This is a genomic window from Inquilinus limosus DSM 16000 (assembly GCF_000423185.1).
GTDB classification, from domain to species: Bacteria; Pseudomonadota; Alphaproteobacteria; order DSM-16000; family Inquilinaceae; genus Inquilinus; species Inquilinus limosus.
Map to the genome: position 1 here is coordinate 1 of NZ_AUHM01000024.1, position 21,047 is coordinate 21,047.

The following is a 21,047-nucleotide window of genomic DNA, read 5'->3' on the forward strand; positions in this document are numbered from 1 at the left end:
CGAGTTCGCCGAAGGCCTGCCGCTGCTGGCCGAGTCCTTCTCCCGCAACCCCGGCCAGTCCACCTTCTATCGCCTCGGCTTCTTTGTCGCCTACTACATGGATCGGCGCTATCGGGACGCGCTGGACGAGGCCCTGAAGATCGACCTGCCGGACAACCGGTTCACCCAGATCGCCCGCGCGGCCGCCTACGCCCAGCTCGGCCGGAGCGACGACGCCGCCGCCGCGATCAGACTGCTGCTCAAGGCCGACCCGGACTACGGCGACCGCGTCGTCGCCGACCTGCAGGCCCGCAACGTCGCGCCCGACATCATCCGCGCCCTCGTCGACGGCCTCCGCAAAGCCGGACTCCACATACCTAAGGCGGGTACCTAACGGACATTCACAGCGCTGCGCCAACCATCCTGCTCGTGTGTTCACCGCCGCGATCGGGTGCTTTTCGATCCGAATCCCGGTCATTTTCGATCTGCTAACGCAACAGTAAATTACCGGTGGATACCTGTCGCGGCACCACGGCTGGCCGCCCTAATCGCTAAAATTGAAAAGTGTGGCTCGACTGGCCGTCGATAGCGATCGGCGACGCTCGCAGCTCAGGCCTCGTTCGACCCGCACTGTCTGAACCAACTGCGCCCAGCAAAATCGCGCGTCCAACAGATATCGACTGCGCTTCAACGAAGGGATTCGACATGGTGAAGCATACAGGGAGTTTCGCCTCATTATTGGCGGTTGTGTCGCTGGGCTTTCTCGCAGCATGCGCCCAATCCCAGTCGGGGTCATCTTCGACGGCTCCGGCGCAACGTCCGGACGGCCTTGTCGAGATGCGGCAGGTCCAAGCCGCCTTCATCGGCAGCGGCAGCACCGGCGATGGCACCTTGACCTATCGCGGCGGCACTTATCCCTTCACGGTCAGCGGCCTCGGCGTGGGAGGCATCGGCGTCTCCACCGTCGATGCACGGGGGGAGGTCTATGATCTGCAGGCGCTGCGGGATTTTCCCGGCACCTATGTCCAGGGGCGCTATGGCTTCGCCGTCGGCGAAGCCAGCGGCGGCGACCTCTGGCTCAAGAACGGAAACGGCGTGGTCCTGCACCTGAAGGCGAAGCGGACCGGGTTGATGCTGAGCCTGGGCGGCGATGCGGTCGTCATCACCATGCAGCGCTAGCACTCAGTGCTTGGCGGCGGACAGAAGAGAGAGCGAGCGGGATGGGTCGCCACGAAATGGGGAGGTGCCGAGATGGAGAGCACCAGGGAGGAATATTCTCGAGGCATGTTTGATGTCGGCCTGATCGCCGCGGAGGCCGGAGCAGCTGACCCGGCGAGAACGGCGGTGTTCTGTCGCGAGACAACGGCGCATGTGGGAACCGAGGCACGGCCGACCGGACCGGCCATGTCGAAGATTCCGAGTGGCCTGGCCGACCTCGGCACCGTGGTCTCGCTCGCGCGCGGCACAGCCGCCTTTCATGAGGGTGATCCCGCTTCGCACTGGTACCAGGTGGTTTCCGGAACCGGTTGCACCAGCAAGTTTCTCTCCGATGGGCGCCGACAGATCGGCCGCTTTCTGCATGCCGAGGATTTCTTCGGCTTGGAGGCGGTCGAGGCCTATGGGTTCGGCGCAGAAGCCCTGACCGATATGGTCGTCATTCGCTATCCGAGGCGCTGCACCGAAGCCCTTGCCCGGGCCGATGGCGCCGTCGACCGCTGTTTCCACGAAATCGCCTATCGATCCCTCGCCATCGCCTATGACCGTCTTGTGACCCTCGGCCGCAAGACCGCGAGCGAGCGTGTCGCCACCTTCCTGCTGGAGTTGGCCGACGCGGCCCCGGACGGAAGAGCGGTCAGCGTGGAAATGTCTCGGGTCGACATCGCCGACTATCTGGGCCTCACCCTCGGGACCATCAGCCGAACCCTTGCCGATCTCAAGCAGGCCGGCCTCATCGACATGGCCGGACCCCGCCATCTCATCCTGCTGGACCGATCGCGCCTCGGGAAGTTGGCCGAAGGCGATGAACCGGCCACCCGGATCGAACGAGCCCACATGCCGATGGAATCCTCGCTTCGCTGCGCACTGCATCTTTGACCATCACAAGTGGAGCGGCCACGCCTCAGCGATCGCGATGCGCGGTCAGGAAGCGGCGGCCCTCGGCGAGGATCGCGTCGACCCCGGGCGACCGGTGCGGCCGGTGTTCCAGTTCCTCGACCAGTGTCCGGATGTCTTCCATGAAGGGATTGTGCCAACGGAGATGGCGGTGCAGTTCCAGCGCGAGAATTTCGGTGTGGGTCAGGGCATAGCCCTTGCGCTCATCCACGGCGGCCCCAGCCGGCATCCGTCGGCCGGCCTCCTCCACCCTTCATCGCGGCAGGACGATAGCCCCGGCCCGATGTGCCAGTCCCGCGCCAGCCTGCCGAGAACCGGTTCCGCGGGACCGAAGGCATGTCACAGTCCATCCCGCTGCTGCTCGAATGCGGCCGCTGCCTCTTCCGCCGAATGAAAGAACATGCCGGCGCCGATCCGGTCGGCGAGGCCGGATCGCTCCATCGTCGCACGCGGCAAGCGGTGCAGATCCGCGACCGCGAAGGAGATGCCGCGCCGCCTCAGCTCGCCGTAGACATCCTCCAGCGCCTCGATCGCGCTGCTGTCGAGGTGATTCATCGCACTTCCATCCAGGACGAACCAGTCGCCGGCCTGAGCGCCATCCGCAAGCTCCAGCATCCGTCCCTTCACATAGTCGGCGTTGAAAAACACGAGCGGGCCTTGGAGCAGATAGACGAGAAGCCCCGGAACAGGCTCGGCATCGGCGTGATGATGCAGCTTGTACAACTCCGATTTGCCCGGGCGCCGCCCGAGCACGGCGTCGCGAGGCCGGGAGCCGAGCCAGAGCAGATGGACGAGGCTGGCACCGACCGCCAAGGCGGTGCCCTGCAGCACGCCGAAGACAACGACACCCACCAGGGCCGTGATGGCGAGACAGAACTCGACGCGACTGATACGCCACAGCAGGGCGAATCGCGGCGCGTCGACGAGATCCACGGCCGCCGATGCCAGGACCGCCCCCAGGGCCGCGACCGGCAGATAGGCCAGGATCCCCCCGGCGAACAGGGTGATCACGATCAGCGCGGCGGCGGCGAGCAGCCCTGCGACCTGCGTCTTCCCGCCGACGATGTAGTTTACGGCCGTGCGGGAATCCGAGCTGGTGATCGGGAAAGCGCCGAACAGGCCGGATGCGATGTTCGCGGCGCCGAACCCGAAAAGTTCGCGGTTAGCGTCGACGGGAACATGGTATCGGGCGCCGAAGCTCCGTGCCGTAATGATGCCGGCGCCGAAGCTCACCAGTAGAACGCTGAAGGATGCGAGCAGCAGGTCCCCCGGCTCCACGTCTTGCGGAACCGGAAGGGCCAAGGTCGGCACTGCCCCCGAGATCCCACCTACCATGCGGACGCCATGGCGCTGGAGGTCGAACACGACACCCAGGCCGATGCCGATCACGACGGCCAGGAGCGGCGCCGGGAAACGGGGCGCCAGCCGTCGCAGTACCCGGAGCAACACGAGGAGGCCGAGCCCGACCACCGTCGTGATGACATGCAGGCCACCGATCTCGGACAGGGCTTCGACAATCGGCCGGATCAGCCCCTTGGCCTCGATGGCGAGGCCGGAGAGCCTACCGATCTGCCCGATGATCAGGTCGACGGCGATGCCGGCCAGAAAGCCCGTGAGCACCGGCCGCGAGAGGAAATCGGCGATGAAGCCGAGGCGCGCTGTGCCCGCCAGGACGCAAAACACGCCGGTGATGACGGCCAGCGCCGCCACCACCGCAACCCGCTGATCCGGCGCCGTGACGCCGAGATAGAGCAGCGCGCTGGCGAGCACGAGGCAGGTCGCGCTGTCGGGCCCGACCATCAGCTGCCGCGACGAGCCGAAGATCGCATAAGCGATCGTCGGGAAGATCGCTGCGTAGAGGCCGACCTCGGGCGGTACGCCGACGATCGCGGGATAGGCGATCGCGGTCGGCAGCGCCACGGCGGCCACCGACAGGCCGGCCAGCAGATCCGATTGAAGCCATTCGGGCCGATAGCCGCGCAGCTGTTGCAGGATCGGCGGGATCCATCCGAGGGGCTCTCCTCTCCCCGCGTGAGCAGCGGCGCGCCTCGCCATCAGACGGCACCGCCGGTATTGCGGCATCGCGCCTCCGGCTCAAGCAAGCTTCGAGCAAGGGTTACGCCTGACATGGCAATTCCGATTCACCGATCAAGGATCGTGACGATGGGGGTTACGGCCCGTCATTGCCCTACGCCGACTTCGGAACCGTGACCTTGCTCTATCGCAAATTATGACTTTGTTCTTGAAGACATCGATGTCCGACAGGGAGGTCTACGCAGCTGGGCCGTCGAACACATCCGGCACCAGTTTCCGCGGCGTGCTGTCCTCGACATAGTCCTTCGGCCGCTTCTGGCGCTTGCCGAGGTCCGGAGTGTCGAAGCCCAGATGCTCATAGGGGATCGAACCCAACATGTGCGTGATGCAGTTGACGTGCGCCCGCTTCTTGTCGTTCGACGGCACGATCCACCAAGGCGCATGCGGCGTGTCGGTCATCCGCAGCATCTCGTCATAGGCGCGCGTGTAGTCCCACCATCGCCGGTACGATTCGAGGTCCATCGGGCTCAGCTTCCAGTGACGGACAGGGTCGTCGATGCGACGCTGGAAGCGCCGCTCCTGCTCGTCCTCGCTGACGGTGAGGAAATACTTGAGAAGAATGATGCCCTGCTGGACGAACACCGCCTCGGCCCTTGGCACCATCTGCAGGAACCGCTCCGCCTGGGCCTCCGAGCAGAAGCCCATCACGCGCTCGACTCCGGCGCGGTTGTACCAGCTGCGGTCGAAGATCACGACCTCGCCGGCCGCCGGGAAGTGTGGGATGTAGCGCTGAATATAGATCTGGGACTTCTCCCGCTCCGTGGGTGCAGGCAGGGCCACCACCCGGAAGACGCGTGGACTGACGCGCTCGGTGATCCGTTTGATCATTCCACCCTTGCCCGCCGCGTCGCGCCCTTCGAAGACGATGACGATGCGCGCCCCGGTCTCGCGCACCCAGGTTTGGAGATGCGACAGCTCGATCTGCAGCCGGGCCATCTCCTTCTCGTAGTACTTGTTGCGGGCGGCCTTGTCGCCGTCGTGAGCTTTTCTGTTGTGGTTCATCCGATCCTCCCGGTAATCCGACCGGTGCCGTTCCCAGGGTCTCCTACTCCGCCGCGGCCTGGTATCGCTGCGGCGCGGCATCGATCGCCGCCAGCAGTTGGCTTCTCAGATCGTCCCGCTGCTGCGATCCCTCGGCGGCGTAGTTGAGGTTCTTGAACATCCCGGTGAGCCGGATGAAGAAGTCGCGCGCCGCTGCCTTGTCGGCAAAGTCGAAGTCGCGCCTAGCCACCAGCAGCACGATGTCGAAGGTCTCCTGCTGCCGCTTGAGCGGCGCGGAGGCGTCGACATCGTCGAACGCGTCCTGCTGCAGATAGACCATGTCGAGGAACAGGGCCTTCTGCTGGGTCACGAAGTCGTCGATCGAGACGCCCTCCTCGCCCGTGACCTGCATCATGCGGGCGATCTCGTCGCCGCGGCGCAGCAGCCTCACCATCTCCTCGACCCGGCCGGTCCAGCCGGCGTCGATATGGTCCCGATACCAATCCCCCAGCTGCGGGTGGTAGCGCGACCAGGACAGCAGCGGATCGACCGCCGGGTAGAAGCGCTTGTAGGCCCGGTCGTAGGACAGCCCGAGGAAGGTCTTGACCGTCCCCAGCGTCGCCTGGGTCACCGGCTCCTCGAAGTTCCCGCCGGCGGGCGAGACGGTGCCGATCATCGTCAGGCTGCCGAGCGAACCGTCCGCCAGCCGGATGACGCCGGCGCGCTCGTAGATGCCCTTGATCGCGGAGTCGAGATAGGCCGGGAAGGCCTCCTCGCCCGGGATCTCCTCCAGGCGTCCGGACGTCTCCCGCATCGCCTGGGCCCAGCGCGAGGTGGAATCGGCGATGAGCAGGACGTCGTAGCCCATCTGCCGGTAGTACTCGCCCAGCGTGATGCCCGTGTAGATCGAGGCTTCGCGCGCAGCCACCGGCATGGAGGAGGTGTTGCAGATGATCACGGTCCGCTCCATCAGCGTGCCCTGGCCGGACGGGTCGGGCTGGCTGGGGAACTCGGTGATCGTCTCGACCACCTCGCCGGCCCGCTCGCCGCAGGCGACGACGATGACGATGTCGACCGCCGAGAAGCGGGAGATCAGCGACTGCAGCACCGTCTTTCCGGCGCCGAAGGGACCCGGGATGCAGCCCATGCCGCCGCGGGCGATCGGGAAGAACGTGTCGATCAGCCGGATCGTCGTGATCAGCGGTTCGGACGGGTATAGCCGCTCGGCCTGGCCGAGCGCGACGAGCGCCTCGGGGATGGGCCGCCGGACCGGCCAGCGCTGGACCAGGGCGAGGTCGTGCGTCTGCCCCCGTTCGTCGCGGACCGTCGCGACGACCTCCTCGATCGTGAACGAACCCTCTCGAATGCGCTCGACCGTCACCTCGCCCGGCATGGCGAAGGGCACCATGATGCGGTGCTCGAACCGCCCCTCCGGCACGGTGCCGATCGCGTCGCCCGCCCTCAAGATGTCGCCGGCCTTGGCCTTCGGCGTGAAGGCCCATTTCCGCGCCGTGTCGAGTGGGTTGACGAGGACCCCGCGAGGCAGGAAGAAGCCGTGCTGCGAGGCGATCTCGGCCAGCGGGTTCTGCAGCCCGTCGAAGACACCGCTCAGCAGCCCCGGCCCGAGGGCGGCGGACAGCATCTCGCCGGTCTGGATGACCTTGTCGCCGATGCGGACCCCGCTCGTGCTCTCATAGACCTGGGCTTCGGCCGCGGGGCCGCGGACGCGCAGGACCTCGGCCTTGAGATATTCCCGCCGCCCCCCTTCCCGCTCCGGCCCGTGCGGAATGATGTAGATCACCTCGTTCTTCACCAGGGGCGTGTCGCCGGTCGGCGCGATCGTCACCAGGTCGTCCTGCACGGCGACGATCTCGGCCGTCGGCTCGGGAAGGTTTGACGGGCTGGTCATGGACGGGCCTCCTGGCTTGCGGCTCGATCGGCAGGCGGGACAGCGGTGCGGGGCGCCGTGCTCAGCGCCTCGTCCAGCAGCTTGCGCAGCCTCTCGGCCGCCTTGGCGGTGCTGTACAGGCTCCAGCGCTCGACGATGATCCAGCGCAGCACGTAGATGACCACCGCCTCGAAGTCGAAGTCGTGGCCGCTGGCCAGCCGGTCGATCTGGGTGAAGGCCTGGGTCAGGACCAGGCGCTCCAGCGCGATGTGGTTGCCCGACCGCAGATGCTGGTCGGCTTCGGCCACCCAGGGCATGAAACGCGAGAGGCCGAAGCCGGGATCGCTCCAGTTCTCCTGGATGCGGCGGCACCATCGGCCGACCCCCCAGGACGCGACGTCCCCGGGATCCGCCGTGCCGTCGCGCCGGCGCCGGAGCGCGGCGATGATGGTCCGGGTCTCCATCCGGCTCTGCACCAGGGCCTGCAGCGTCGGATGATCGCCGAGCTCGGCCGTGACGCTGCGGGCCAGTGCGATGATCTCGGCGTCGGTTTTGTACTGTCCGACCCCGGTCCAGGCGGTCACGCCGATCACCCGGTCCAGCAGCTTGCGATGGTCCGGGTGGAGCAGCTTCAGCCGCTCCTCCAGCCGGAACCTCGAGATCCCGGTGCCGTGCTCGGTGAAGATCCTGCCGATATGCGGCAGGCTCGACATCAGCGTGATGTATTGCAGCCGGTCGCTCATCGGTTCAGCGCGCCACCCCTTCCATCAGCGCCCGGAAGCGCGGCTGCAGATGCTTGCCCAGCAGGGTCGCGACCGCCTCCTCGGTGACGTCGATCGACAGGTCGCGGTCGACCAGCCTGACCCGGATGCCCTGCAGGCCCGGGGCGACAGAGAAGGTGACGCCCTTCCTGAGCACGCTGGCGGCGACGGCGACGACGAAATGGGTCAGGGTTCCTTCGCGCGCGTTTTCGGGCGATTGCTGCAGGTCCTCGAAGCTGACGACGCGATCGGGAAGCAGGATCTCCAGCCGGTCATCGGCGGTGACGCCCGCATCCTTCGTCGCCTTGGCGGCCATCGCCAGGATCAGGCGCTTCAGGAACTCCTCATCCATCAGCGTTTCGCCAAGCAGACGCTTGGTCTCCTCGCTGATCCGGTGCCCGAGCTCGTTCCTGAGCTTGAGGACCAGGTCGCGCGCCGCGACCTTCAGGGCATCCCGCCCGGCCGCCGTCTCGGCCGCGGCCTCCTGCCTCGCGCGATCCAGCGTCTCCCGCGCCCTGGCTTCGGCCTCGGCGACGAGCCTGTCGGCCTTGGCCTTGGCGAAGGCGACGATCTCTTCGGCCTGGACCTGCCCGGCGGTGACGCCCTCGGCCCGAAGCCGATCGATCAGTGCCTGCACCCCAGCCCCGGCCGGGGACACATCCGTCTGCGGTTTCGCCATGGTCTCCTCCTAGCCGGGAATGGCGCCGCTCAGCACGAGGGCGAAGACCAGCGCAAAGACCGAAAAGCCCTCCAGCACGGCGGCGGGCGTCAGCGAAATGCCGAAGACCTCCGGCTTCGCCTTGGACGCGTTGATGGCGGCGGCCACCGCCTCGCCCTGGCGGATGCCGGCGTAGAGCAGGGCCAGGCCGGACATGATGCCGATGCCGAAGATCCCAGCCGCCGCCTCCGCCGTCATCGGATCGCGCTGCAGCGAGAACATGATGACGATGCCGTAGATGACCTGGGACGACGGCATCAGCGACACGCCGATGTTGCGGCCATGGCCGCTCTCGGTGTCGAGCATGGCTCCGATGGCGGCGCTGCCGCCGAGGGCACAACCGATGCAGCTCCCGATCGCCCCGAGCGCCACCGGCGCGAAGAGGCCGAACCATCCAAGCGCCAGAACGATCTCAGTCACGGGTTTGTCTCCTGCGTTCGAAGGGGCGGAACGGCGAGCCCTCTTCCTTCAACCCCCAGTTGAAGAACTCGATCACGTTCAGCCGCAGCCCGTGGACGAAGCCGGCAATGAGGCCGAGGCCGATGTTGATGACGTGGCCGATCACCAGCACCACGAGGGCGATGAGCACGCCGATCCCGGGCGCCGCGTGGACCAGCTGGCCCGACAGCGTGTTGATCGTCTCGGCCAGCGAGGCGGCCGCGAGCCCCAGCGCGAACAGCCGCATGTAGCTGAGGACGTCGCTGAAGATGTTCGTCAGGCGGAACGTCGCGCCGAGCCCGTCGACAATGCGGAGGAGCAGGGTCTTGGCAGAGGTGACCGGCCGGTCGCTGGCGAAGATGCCGACGACCAGGATGCCGAGGACGATCAGGACGATGCCCATGGTCGCCAATGGAGGAATTGCCGAAGCGAAATAGGCCGTCAGCCCGCCGGTCGCGATCAGGCACCAGCCCAGCGGCTGGATGCGCGCGTTGCGCGTCTTCGCGTGCCGGGCGCTCATCAGATTGGCGATGACGATGTGCAGGCCGCCGATCGCCAGCGTGATCCGCATCATCGCGTCGACGTTCTTCAGATCCATCAGCTTGAGGCGGCCGAGCAGGCTGTCGGGCGGCGGCGCGACACCGAAATAGCTGCCGGTGATGACGCCGAAGAACGCCGTCGACGCCATCAGCCAATAGCCCATGACGAGCATGCGCCGGCCAGTCTCCGAGCCGGCGAAGCGTTTGCGCATCAGGTACAGAATGGCCAGCAGGACCAGCCCGTACCCCGCATCCGTCATGATCATGCCGAAGAAAATGATGAAGGAGACGTAGACGATCGCCGACGGGTCCCAGTCGCGATAGGAGGGCGTTTGGTAGAACTCGACGAGGCTCTCGCCGCCCGCCAGCCCCGGCCTGTTCGCCAGCAGGGTCGGGGGGCGCTCGCCGTCGAGCGGTTCCTCAACGGTCATCGCCAGCCCGAATTCCTCTGCGATGCGCTCGACCCGCGGAAGCCGATCGACCGGAACCCAGCCCTGCGCGACGAAGACGCGGTCGACGTCGTCGGTTTCCAGCGAGACGCGCTTCAGCGCCGCGAGGTCCTGGACCTGGGCCAGGTTTCGGTCGAGCACGACCCGCCACTTCGTCAGCTTCCGGCGCTCGGCCCAGAGCTCCTCGAGCTCGGCCTCGATCTCCTCGAGATGCCGATCGAGCGTGGACAGCGAATGGGCGCCGATGTGCGTGCGAGGCACGGGCATGGCATCCACCGGCGGCTCGCTGGGCGAGAGCAGCACCACATAGGCGTTGTGGCGATCGCGATGGACGATCTCGATGATCCGGTCGCCCGCCTCGATCAGCTTTTCCTTGGAGCGGGGCACGACATAGAACCACAGGCGATGGCCCCCCAGCTGGTCGAGATCCGGGAAGGAGAACTCTCCCCAGCTCTTCACATCCTCGATCCGCTTGAGCAGAGCCGTCTTCCGGTCCTCGGCATCGAGCAGCGCCTGCTTGTTGGCGTTGATCGCTTCGACGAGCGCCGCCATGTCGAGATCCTGGTCGGACAGCGCGGGCCGGCGCGGTGCAGGGCAATCCGTCAGCCAGCGAAGCGCAGCGACGGCATCGCGGCCGGTTCCGCTCGGGACCGCCTCCAGCTCCTTCTGTGCCGGCCGCAGCGGGATCAGATGCATCCCCCCGAAATCCTGCAGCCGCTGCAGGATCTTCTCCTTGTCCGCGGCGGCGCCGATGAGAGCGACTTTCCTGAGCGGCACGATCGTCATAGCTCGGCGACCCGCTGCTCGGCCGACCGGCTGGCGGTCTTGCGCTTGGAGATCTTGGCGCGGATGACGGCATCGCGTTCGGCGTCGGCCAGCGCCATCTTGATCTGGCGGATCGTCTCCTGCGCCTGCGGGATCAGCACCTTCTCGAACAGGTTCACGCGCCGTGAGATGACGATCTCGGCCTCGACCAGCCGTTCCGCCCGCTCTCGGGCGATATCGAGCTCTACGCTCATGCGGACCAGCTCCTGGAGGGCGGCCACGACCGCGTCGACCCAATGGGGGCGGCCGAGCCACGGATACGGCTCGAGCTCGATCCGAAGGTCATCGAGCCGAGGCAGCACGGTGCCTGACAGGTTCTGCTCGCCGACGACGACATCGCTCAGGCGGACGAGCCCCGAGATGGGCACGTAGTCGTTCGCCAGCATCGGGATGGCGTCGGCCGTCGCCTGGAACCGCGCCCGGAATTCCTTTTCCTGCCGGGCGAGACCGTCGCGGGCCCGGGCGCGCTCGGCCAGGATCTGCAGCCGCTTCAGCTCCAGCGACGGCAGGAACTGCCGGTACTCGGTGAGCCTGCGCGTCTCGCGGGCGAGCGTCGACTTGTTGAGGGCCGGCTTGGCCATCAGGCGGCCTCGGCTTCGGTCTTCGGCCCAGCCGAGGCCGGATAGTATTTGTCGATAAGGGCCTGCTTCATCAGCAGTTGCTCCGGCTCGAAGCATTCGGCGAGCGTCTGCCAGCAGAGATCGAGTGCCGCCTCGAGCGGCAGCGACACCTCGATGTCCATGATGCGCTTGCGGAACAGCTCGCCGAACTTCAGCAGCCGGTGGTCTTGATCGGACAGCTCGAACGCCATCGCCTGTTTCTGGGCGGCGTCGCGCGCGCCGGAATAGAGGCGGATCATGGTGTTCATGATCTGGCTGTGGTCCTCACGCGTGACCTTGCCGATCACATGCTGCTTGAGGCGGGACAGCGAGCCGAAGGGATCGATGACGCCGCTGTGCAGATAGAACTGGCCCTCGGTGATGTAGCCGGTGTTGTCGGGAACCGGATGGGTCAGGTCGTTGCCCGGCATCGTCGTCACTGCGAGGATGGTGACGGAACCCGAGCCCTTGAAGTCGCATGCCTTTTCGTAGCGGCGCGCCAGCTGCGAATAGAGATCGCCCGGATAGCCGCGATTGGCCGGCACCCGCTCCATGGCGATGCTGACCTCCTTCATCGCGTCGGCGAAGGCGGTCATGTCGGTGAGCAGCACCAGCACGCGCTTGCCCTCCTCCACCGCGAATTTCTCGGCGACGGCCAGGGTCAGGTCGGGAACCAGCAGCCGCTCGACCACTGGGTCCGAGGCCTGGTTGATGAACATAACCGTGCGCGGGAAGACGCCGGCATCCTCGAACCGCCGGCGGAAATAGGCATAGTCGTCGAAGATCAGGCCGAGCCCGCCGAAGACGACGACATCGGCATCGGCCTGGATGCCGATCCTAGCCAGCAACTGGTTGTACGGCTCGCCGGAGACCGAGAAGATCGGGATCTTCTGGCTTTCGACGAGGCTGTTGAAGACGTCGATCATCGGCACGTCGGTCCGGATCATCCGCGAGGCGAGCACCCGTTTCATCGGATTGGCGGACGGGCCGCCGATCGGCACCGTCGGATCGTTGGACAGCTCAGGCCCGCCGTCGATCGGCTTGCCCGCCCCGTCGAAGACACGCCCGAGGATGTTGTCCGAATAGGTCACGCGCATCGGCTCGCCGAGGAAGCGCACCGAAGCGTTGTTCGGCAGCCCCTTGGTGCCGGAATTGACCTGAAGCGAGATGACGTCCCGGTCGATGTTGATGACCTGCGCCACCGAGCGGAAGCCGCGGTCGCTGTCGACGACGGCGAGATCGTTCAGGCAGGGACGGCTCTCCTCGCCCGAGCCTCCGGACGTGACCTTGATGCGAATGATGTCGCCGACGATGTCGAATATTTTTGTATGAGACACGAGCATTTCGCTCTCCCGTCCGGGCGCAGGCCAGGATGAGCTGATTTCACTAGCACGGGACGCCGCCGCCATATTTGCGCTGGAGCAAATCGGCCGCTCCCGAATGGCGCTATAACCGGCCGCATCGTGACTGAGAGCTCGGTCATGGACATGCTCCGAACGAGTAGGATAGGCCACTCCGATGCCCGCTTCATCGGCTGCTTGACCGGTCGAGAAGGAGACCTGGATGACTAGTGCAAGAGCTGCCGCGGCTCTCCTGGTCGCGGTTTGGTTGGGCGCGTGCAATGACGAACAGACGTCGGAGACGGCCAAGCCCCCGCGCCCGGTGGCAGCGGTCCAGGTCGGATCGGTCGAATCCCTCGGGCAGCGCCAGTTCATCGGGCGCGCTCGCGCCGAGACGGATGCCGTGCTGTCTTTCCGCGTTCCTGGTCGCATACTCGATCTTCCGGTGAAGGTCGGGCAGGTGGTCGCGAGCGGCGAAACCGTCGCCAGGCTCGATGACGGTCCTTACAGGGCAGACGTGACGCGGCTCGAATCCGACCTCAATGCCGCGCTGGCCGAGTTCAGGGCCAAGGACGAGCAGTACAAGCGTGTCGTTCCGCTGGTCGAGAGCGGCACCTATTCCAAGGCTCGGCTGGATGCCTCGCAGGGCGAGCGCGACACTGCGGACGCGCGCGTGGAATCGGTCCGAGCGGCGCTGACGAAGGCCAATATCGACCTCGGCGACACGACGCTGACGGCGCCCTTCGACGGCCGCGTGGTGGCGGTCTATCCCAAAGCCTTCGAGGATGTCCGCGCCCAGCAGCAGATCATCCGGCTGCTTGATCTCCGCCGGATCGAGGTCGTCGTCGACATTCCCGAGACATTGATCGCGCTCGCCCCCCTCGTCGACACGGTGAGCGTGCGGTTCGATGCGTTTCACGACGTCGAGTTGACGGGCACGATCAGCGAAATCGGCGCCGAGGCCTCGCGGACGACGCGCACCTACCCGGTCACGGTCGTGATGGACCAGCCGGACAACGTCTCGATCCTGCCCGGGATGGCAGGGTCGGTCCGAGTGAAATCAGTGAAGGCGGGCGCGGCGAACAGCGTCTCGCGCGTCGTGCCGCCCGCTTCGCTCCGTCCGATCCAGCCGGGCAGTGACGCCATGGGCCTCTGGGTGATCGACCCCGCCACCAAGACGGTGTCGCTGCGGCCGGTGTCGGTCGGCCGGACGGTCAGGGGCGGCGTCGAGATCTCGGACGGGATCTCCGCCGGCGAGTGGGTCGTCATGGCCGGCGCCAACAGCCTCGTCGAGGGAGAGCAGGTGCGCCTGCCGGAAACGGAGCGCGCGCCATGAGCATCGCCTCCTCGGCCGTCGACAATCCGACGGTGACCTGGTTCGGGGCCGCTCTCATCCTTCTCGGCGGCATCGCCTCATATTTCGCCCTCGGCCAGCTCGAGGATCCCGAGTTCACGATCAAGACCGCGATCGTCTCGACCACCTATCCCGGGGCCAGTCCGGAGGAGGTCGAGCAGGAGGTCACCGACAAGATCGAGATCGAGCTGCAGAAGCTGAAGGAGCTCGATTCCCTGGAAAGCTATTCGCGGGCCGGATGGTCCCGGATCAAGGTCAACATCAAGGCCTCGTACAGCTCGGAGGAGCTCCCGGCGATCTGGGACAAGGTTCGGGCCCGGGCCAATGACGCCACGCGCGAGCTCCCTCCCGGCGCCGATGCGCCGGTCGTCATCGACGATTTCGGCGACGTGTTCGGCCTGCTGCTCGCCGTCACCAGCGACGGCTTCAGCCCGGGGGAACTCAAGGATTACGCCGAGGAGCTGAAGCGCGAGCTCAGCCTCGTTCCCGGCGTGGCCCGGGTCGACCTGTGGGGCGCGCAGGAGCGCCGGGTCTATCTCGATGTGCGTCAGAGCCAACTGGCGCAGCTCGGCATTTCCGAGCTCACCATCGCGCGCGACCTGCAGACGCAGAACGCCGTGGTCGATGGCGGCCGCGTCTTCGTCGGCGACAGCAAGATCCGGATCGCGCCCACCGGCACATTCCCGCAGGCCGAGGATATCGGCCAGCTGGTGCTGCAGCCGACCGCGCTCGATCTCATTCAATCGGCCAGCCGGCAGACCGAACGCAGCGCCGACGAGATCATTCGGCTCCGCGACGTCGGCGAGATCCGGGAGGGATACCAGGATCCGCCGCGCCAGCTCATGCGCTTCAACGGCCGGCCGGCGATCGGGATCGCCATCACCAACCGCCCGGGCGAGAACGTGGTGAAGGTCGGGCAGGCCGTGGACCGGCGGCTCGACGAACTCGTGCGCAACCTCCCGGTGGGCATCGAGATCGAGAAGGTCAACTGGCAGTCCGAGATCATCGCGCTGTCGGTGAAGGGCTTCTTCGTCAGCCTGCTGGAGGCCATCGTCATCGTGCTCGCCTGCCTGGCGATCCCGATGGGCTGGCGCATGGGCGTCATCATCGGCACGGCGCTGCTGCTGACGGTGATGGCGACCTTCCTGCTGATGGCGGTCTTCGGGATCGATCTCCAGCGCATGTCGCTCGGCGCGCTGGTCATCGCGCTCGGCATGATGGTCGACAACGCGATCGTGGTCGCCGACGGCTATGCGGTGCGCATCGATCGGGGCATGGAACCCCGCGCCGCGGCGATCGAGGCGGCCACCCAGCCGTCGATGCCGCTGCTCGGCGCGACGGTGATCGCGGTGATGGCGTTCTACCCGATCTTCGCCTCGGACGAGAGCGCGGGCGAGTACTGCGCCACCCTGTTCTCGGTCGTCGCCATCTCGCTGCTCGCCTCATGGATCCTGTCGGTCACCGTCACGCCGCTGCAATGCATGGCGATGCTGAAGCCGCAGACCGCCGGGGGGACCGATCCCTATGACAACCGGTTCTATCGCGGCTTCCGGGCGCTCCTGCGCGGCGCGATCCGCATCCGCTTCCTCACCATCGCGGCCGCTGTCGCGACGTTGGCGGCGGCGGGCGCCATGTACGGCAACGTCACCCAGCTGTTCTTCCCCGACGCGGCGATGACGAAGTTCATGATCGACTACTGGATGCCGGAAGGCACCCGGATCGAGCGGGTGTCCGAGGATCTCGCCGAGATAGAGGACCGGCTGCGGCAGGATCCGCGCGTGACCGAGGTGGCGAGCTTCATCGGCAGCGGGCCGCCGCGCTTCTACCTTCCCGTCGAGCCGGAGCCCGAGAACTCCGCTTATGGCCAGATCGTCGTCAACGTCCGTGACCAGGGCGAGATCGACGGGCTGATCGCCGGGCTTCAGCCCTGGCTGGCGGATCGCTTCCCCGAGGCCCTGACGCCGCTGCGCAAGTTCACCGTCGGACCGGGCGACACCTGGAAATTCGAGCTGCGCATCAGCGGCCCCGGTGACGCCGACACCGCCACCCTTCGCACCCTCGGCGACCAAGTGCTGGATATCCTGCGGGCCAGCCCCTATGCCGGGCTGAGCCAGACCGACTGGCGCCAGACGGTGCTGGAGATCCGGCCCGAATACAACGCCGCCCGCGCCAGCTGGGCCGGCATCATCCGCGACGACGTCGCCCGCACCACCCGCCGCACCTATGACGGCCTGCCGATCGGGCTGTACCGGGACGGCGACGAGATCATCCCGATCGTGATGCGCAATATCGAGGCGGAGCGCACCCGGCCCGAAGATATCGATGTGGTGGGCGTGCGCGGCATGGCCAGCACCTCGGCCGTGCCGCTGGCGCAGGTGGTGAGCGGCGTCGATCTCGCCCCGCAGCAGTCGGTGATCGCGCGCTACGACCGCCGCCGCACTCTCACGGTCCAGGCCATTCCCGCGCTCGGAGTCACCTTCCCGACGCTGTACGAGAATGTGGCGCCCAAGCTCGAGGCGCTCGCCTTGCCGCCGGGCTACAGCATCGAGTGGGGCGGCGAGCAGGAGAACAGCACCAAGAGCCAGGCCTCGCTCATCCCCGGCGTGATCCCCGCGCTTGCGGTCACCGCCTTCATTATGGTGGCGCTGTTCAACGCCCTGCGACCGCCGCTGGTGATCGCGCTGACCATCCCGTTCGCCCTGGCCGGAGTGGTCTTCGGCCTGCTGATCACCGGCGTGCCGTTCGGGTTCGTTGCGCTGCTGGCGGCGATGAGCCTCGCCGGCATGATGATCAAGAACGGGCTGGTTCTGCTCGATGAGATCGAGACGGGCATCGCCCGCGGGTTGGATCGCTACACGGCCACCGTCGAAGCCGCGGTCTCGCGCCTGCGGCCCGTGCTCCTCGCCGCGGGGACCACGGTCCTCGGAGTGATCCCCCTCCTCTCCGACGTCTTCTGGATCGGCCTGTCGGTCACCATCATGGCGGGGCTGAGCTACGGCACCGTTCTCACCATGATCCTGCTCCCGGTCCTCTACGCCACGCTCTACCGCCTCCACCCGGCCGAGCCGAAGGCCACCGATCAGGCCCCTTCCCCGCAACCGCCGAGCCCGGCTGCGGGCGGCATGGCGACCGCGGCTGCAGGCTCGGAGAGCCGAGGCACCACGTGAGGCTGCCTCTGCCGGTCCGATCGACGGGAACAGGGCCTCCCGCAGCGTTCAGGACGGCCAAGCGACTGCTCGCCGTCCTCGTCTGCTCGGGGTGGTATGCCGGCCTTCCGGCCCTCGCGGCAGCGAACGACACGCCGGCCACGGCCGAACCGCAGCCGGCGGTGCGGCAATTCCTCGATCTGCTGGCGGATCCCGCCGTGCGCGACTGGCTCGCGCAGCAAGGCGTCGCCGGCAGGTCCGCGACGGCGGGATCTCCTGCCCCAACCGATACGCCCGCAGCGGCCTCGCCCTCTCACGATCTCTCGACACGCCTGGAGGCGATCCGCCGCCACGTGGCAGGACTGGTCGCGGCGCTGCCCACCCTACCCGCCGAATTCCGACGCGCGGGGGCCACGCTGTATCGCGAGCTGCAGGAGCGAGGCCCGCTACGAGTCATGGTGCTGGCGCTCGGCTTCGCCGCGCTGGGCTTCGGCTTCGAATGGCTGTTCCGGCGGGCGACGGCCGGCCTGCGCGCCTGGACCAACGCGGTGAAAATCGGGACAGTCGGTGCGCGCCTGCGCCTGATCGGGGCGCGTTTCGGCTACGACCTGGGGTCGTTGGCGATCTTCTCGCTGGGCAGCATCGGCGCCTTCCTCGCGCTCGAATGGCCGGTCCTGCTGCGGGAGATCGTGCTGGGCTATCTCGTCGCCTTCGTCGCCCTGCGCTTCGCGCTCCTCATCAGCCGCACCCTGCTCGCGCCGGGCGGCTCCGAATTTCCGGTAGCGGAGCGCTTCCGGATCGTGCCGATGGACAACGACGCGGCGCGGTTCTGGCACATGAGGCTCGGGATCTTCGCCGGCTGGTTCGCCTTCGGCTGGACCACGGTCCAGCTGCTCGACGCGCTTGGCCTCGCCATGCAGGCCCGCCAGATCGTCGCCTATGTGCTCGGTCTCGGCCTGCTGGCGCTCGGCATCGAGATCGCCTGGAACCGGCCACGCGCAGCCGCCGGCGGAGGGCCGCAACCGTCGCGCCGCGTAGGGTCTGTCGGCGCCTGGCTCCTTTCGGCCTATTTCATCGCGCTATGGCTGTTCTGGGTTATCGGCGCCGTCGGGTTGTTCTGGATCGGCGTCGTGCTGGTCGGCCTGCCGGCGGCGATCCGCCTCACCCAGCGATCCGTGGGCCACATCCTCCGCCCGGCCGATGAGGCTAGCGCGGAGGCCGGCCGCGGCGTCTTAGCGATCGGGCTCGAACGGACGGTGCGGGCCGCCTTGATCATCGGCGCCGCGCTGCTGCTCGCCCGTGGCCTGCATGTCGATCTCAGCGCCCTCACAGCCGGCGACAGCCCGCTCACCCGGCTGATCCGCGGCGCGATCAACGCCGTGATCATCATCCTGCTGGCCGATGTTGCCTGGCATGTCCTGCGGACGGTGATCGACCGGACCATCGCGGCGCCGGCCGCCGGCAAGCCGGACAGCGAGGCCGGCCGCCGGCAGGCACGGCTCAGGACGCTGCTGCCGATCCTGCGGAACGTCATCTTCATCGTCCTGCTGGTCATGGTCGTGCTGATGGCCCTGTCGTCGCTTGGCGTCGAGATCGGGCCGCTGATCGCCGGCGCCGGCGTCGTCGGTGTCGCCATCGGCTTCGGGGCCCAGACCATCGTCAAGGACATCATCAGCGGCATGTTCTTCCTGCTCGACGATGCCTTCCGGGTCGGCGAATACGTCCAGAGCGGCCAGTACAAGGGCACCGTCGAATCCTTCAGCCTGCGCTCGGTCAAGCTGCGGCACCACCGCGGGCCGCTGTTCACCGTGCCCTTCGGCGAGCTTGGGGCGATCCAGAACATGAGCCGGGACTGGGTGATCGACAAGCTGGGCGTCGGCGTCACCTACGACACCGATCTCGACCAGGTGAAGAAGCTGGTGAAGCAGATCGGCCGCCAGCTGGCCGAGGACGCCGAGATGGGGCCGAACATCCTCGAGACGCTGAAGATGCAGGGGGTCGAGCAGTTCGGCGATTTCGCGATCCAGATCCGCCTCAAGATCATGACCAAGCCGGGCGAGCAGTTCGTGATCCGGCGGCGGGCCTATGCGCTGATCAAGAAGGCCTTCGACGAGAACGGCATCAAATTCGCGTTCCCGACCGTGCAGGTCGCCGGCGGCGAGGCTTCGGCCGCCGCCGCGCAGCAGGGGCTGGAGCTCATCCATCCACCGGCGGCGACGGCGTAGGTTCGAGGGCATCGCGAAAATGCGCCAGATCAAAACTGCCGCCGCGGATCGGCGGTAACGTTGCGAATGCGGTTGTGCCGAGGTCGCCATGTCCCGCGCGCCGAACATTTCGAGGTCTGACGCTTCTTTGCACCGCGATCGGCTGAGACAGCTGCGGCTCACGATCGCCGGCATCCTCGCCTTGGCCGCAGCCCAGTTCGTCGGCCTGGCCCCAGTGGCCGCGCAGACGGTGACGCCGACCACCGTGGCCGGCACCGCGCAGACGTCGGACCTGCGGGTCCTGGTCGCCCGCATCGCGCTCTATCCCGACGACGTGCTGTCGCTGGTGCTGCCGGCCTCGACCGCGACGCTCGACGTGGTCGAGGCCGTCCGGTTCCTCGAGAAGCGGGAGAAGGACGCCTCCCTGACCCCGGACCCGAGCTGGGATCCGTCCGTCATCGCCCTCCTGAACTATCCGGAGGCCCTGCGGCTGATGGATTCCGATCTCGACTGGACGACGCAGCTCGGCCAGGCGGTGACCGACAATCTGGAGCACGTGCTCGACGCCATCCAGGCGATCCGATCCGAGGCGATGAAGGCCGGGTATCTGGCCTCCAACGAGCAGGTCTCGGTGGTGCAGACGGCGGCCACGACGGCAACCGCGGGCAGTGCCCAGCTCGTCACCATCAGCAGCACCGATCCCGACGTCGCCTACGTCCCGGCCTACGATCCGGGCGTCGTCGTGGACCAGAGCTACGCAACGGCGGCCCCCATCACCTACCCGGAGCCCTATCTCAACTATCAGTACCCGGCAGCCCCCTTCTTCACCGGGGTCCTGTTCGGCACGGCGATCGGCTATGGCCTCGACTGGGACGACGACGACATCGACGTCGATTTCGATGATGTCGACTGGGACGACATAGACTGGGACGATGTCGACTGGGACAAGGTCGACCGGCTCCGCTCCGACATCAATGTCGACGGCAACCTCAACTACAACAAATTCGTCAACAACGGCATCCTCAAGAACACCGACCGGGCGGCGCTGCAGTCCCGCATCGATACGAACCGGCAGAATTTTCGGGCCGCGCATGACCGGGTGGGCGACAGCGGGCAGCGGCGCTGGCAGCCGGACGCTGGCTCCGCCGGCCGGCTGCGGCAGAGCGCCGACCAGCCCCGCCGGCAGGCCCGGGGCTTGGCGCCGACGCAGCGGGCCGCGGCGGAGGGGCTGCGCCAGCGGCAGGGCGCCGGTGCGGCCGGGACGCAGCGACAGCGCGTTGGCGACAGTTCGCCCCGTCGGGGGAGCACCTTCGGCGGGGTGCAGCCGAGGCGCGAAACGGGCCGGGCCTCGACCCGCGGCCGCGAAAGCCTCGACCTGCCGCGCCGCCAGTCCGTCGGCTCGCCCGGCCGCCCGACCCAGCGCCAGATGACACAGCGGCCACGCCAGCAATCCCCGGCCGTCCAGCAGCGCAGCGGCGGCTCCCGCCCCTTCGGCGGGGTGTCGAGCGCCAGCCGCACCCGCGTCGAATCGGCTCGCGGCCATCGTGGCGGGGGTGGTCGCGGCATGGGTGGTCGTGGCGGTGGCGGCCGCCGCCGCTGAACCCGCAGCAGAGAGCACAT

General features: G+C 67.4%; 17 protein-coding genes. 7 read left to right on the top strand and 10 right to left on the bottom strand.

Going from position 1 to position 21,047, the window contains the following annotated elements; genetic code table 11:
• The 3 genes from G537_RS44305 to G537_RS38975 form a co-directional block, all read left to right on the top strand.
• A partial coding sequence (locus tag G537_RS44305) for a hypothetical protein (protein ID WP_034852445.1) occupies positions 1-373 on the top strand: 373 nt, incomplete at its 5' end.
• 311 nt (positions 374-684) lie between these two features.
• Complete coding sequence (locus G537_RS0120490; protein ID WP_064742182.1) at positions 685-1,158, top strand: hypothetical protein; 474 nt, start codon at positions 685-687, stop codon at positions 1,156-1,158.
• Positions 1,159-1,230: 72 nt separating this feature from the next.
• Positions 1,231-2,073, top strand: coding sequence for a helix-turn-helix domain-containing protein (locus tag G537_RS38975; protein ID WP_081688937.1), 843 nt, complete (start codon positions 1,231-1,233; stop codon positions 2,071-2,073).
• Positions 2,074-2,098: 25 nt separating this feature from the next.
• On the opposite strand, the gene G537_RS0120500 is transcribed toward G537_RS38975, so the two are convergent.
• The 10 genes from G537_RS0120500 to G537_RS0120545 all read right to left on the bottom strand — a co-directional run bounded on the left by G537_RS0120500 (position 2,099) and on the right by G537_RS0120545 (position 13,098).
• Entirely contained in the window at positions 2,099-2,320 is a 222-nt protein-coding gene (locus G537_RS0120500) for a hypothetical protein (RefSeq protein WP_026871712.1), read from the bottom strand.
• Between the two features lie 110 nt (positions 2,321-2,430).
• Positions 2,431-4,146 carry a SulP family inorganic anion transporter gene (locus G537_RS0120505; protein ID WP_051248732.1) on the bottom strand — a complete coding sequence of 572 codons (1,716 nt, stop codon included), beginning with the start codon at positions 4,144-4,146 and terminating at the stop codon, positions 2,431-2,433.
• A gap of 216 nt (positions 4,147-4,362) precedes the next feature.
• The gene (ppk2, locus tag G537_RS0120510) at positions 4,363-5,187 is read right to left on the bottom strand and encodes a polyphosphate kinase 2 (RefSeq protein WP_026871714.1); all 825 of its coding nucleotides are present in this window, start codon (positions 5,185-5,187) and stop codon (positions 4,363-4,365) included.
• A gap of 43 nt (positions 5,188-5,230) precedes the next feature.
• Complete coding sequence (locus G537_RS0120515; protein WP_026871715.1) at positions 5,231-7,075, bottom strand: V-type ATP synthase subunit A; 1,845 nt, start codon at positions 7,073-7,075, stop codon at positions 5,231-5,233.
• A complete protein-coding gene (locus tag G537_RS38980; protein ID WP_051248734.1) occupies positions 7,072-7,797 on the bottom strand; it encodes a hypothetical protein in 726 nt (241 codons plus the stop codon). The genes G537_RS0120515 and G537_RS38980 overlap by 4 nt, the downstream gene beginning before the upstream one ends.
• A gap of 4 nt (positions 7,798-7,801) precedes the next feature.
• Entirely contained in the window at positions 7,802-8,494 is a 693-nt protein-coding gene (locus G537_RS0120525; protein ID WP_026871716.1) for an ATP synthase subunit E, read from the bottom strand.
• A 9-nt stretch (positions 8,495-8,503) separates the two neighbouring features.
• Entirely contained in the window at positions 8,504-8,953 is a 450-nt protein-coding gene (locus G537_RS0120530) for an ATP synthase subunit C (RefSeq protein ID WP_026871717.1), read from the bottom strand.
• Entirely contained in the window at positions 8,946-10,736 is a 1,791-nt protein-coding gene (locus G537_RS0120535) for a V-type ATP synthase subunit I (protein WP_211230444.1), read from the bottom strand. The genes G537_RS0120530 and G537_RS0120535 overlap by 8 nt, the downstream gene beginning before the upstream one ends.
• A gap of 5 nt (positions 10,737-10,741) precedes the next feature.
• Complete coding sequence (locus tag G537_RS0120540; RefSeq protein WP_026871719.1) at positions 10,742-11,365, bottom strand: V-type ATP synthase subunit D; 624 nt, start codon at positions 11,363-11,365, stop codon at positions 10,742-10,744.
• On the bottom strand, positions 11,365-13,098 hold the full coding sequence (locus G537_RS0120545; RefSeq protein WP_245579063.1) for a V-type ATP synthase subunit B: 1,734 nt from the start codon (positions 13,096-13,098) through the stop codon (positions 11,365-11,367). Before G537_RS0120545 ends, G537_RS0120540 begins: the two co-directional genes overlap by 1 nt.
• Here G537_RS0120545 and G537_RS0120550 point away from each other — a divergent pair.
• The 4 genes from G537_RS0120550 (at position 13,046) to G537_RS42220 (ending at position 21,027) form a co-directional block, all read left to right on the top strand.
• Positions 13,046-14,059, top strand: a complete 1,014-nt coding sequence (locus tag G537_RS0120550; protein ID WP_026871721.1) for an efflux RND transporter periplasmic adaptor subunit — start codon at positions 13,046-13,048, stop codon at positions 14,057-14,059. The two genes, G537_RS0120545 and G537_RS0120550, sit on opposite strands and share 53 nt — an antisense overlap.
• Positions 14,056-17,244: an efflux RND transporter permease subunit gene (locus G537_RS38985; protein ID WP_064742183.1), complete on the top strand. Its 3,189-nt coding sequence runs from the start codon at positions 14,056-14,058 to the stop codon at positions 17,242-17,244. The genes G537_RS0120550 and G537_RS38985 overlap by 4 nt, the downstream gene beginning before the upstream one ends.
• Before the next feature lie 332 nt (positions 17,245-17,576).
• Complete coding sequence (locus G537_RS38990) at positions 17,577-19,448, top strand: mechanosensitive ion channel family protein (RefSeq protein ID WP_155888692.1); 1,872 nt, start codon at positions 17,577-17,579, stop codon at positions 19,446-19,448.
• 181 nt (positions 19,449-19,629) lie between these two features.
• Positions 19,630-21,027, top strand: a complete 1,398-nt coding sequence (locus tag G537_RS42220) for a DUF3300 domain-containing protein (protein ID WP_162146131.1) — start codon at positions 19,630-19,632, stop codon at positions 21,025-21,027.
• Positions 21,028-21,047 lie beyond the last annotated feature (20 nt).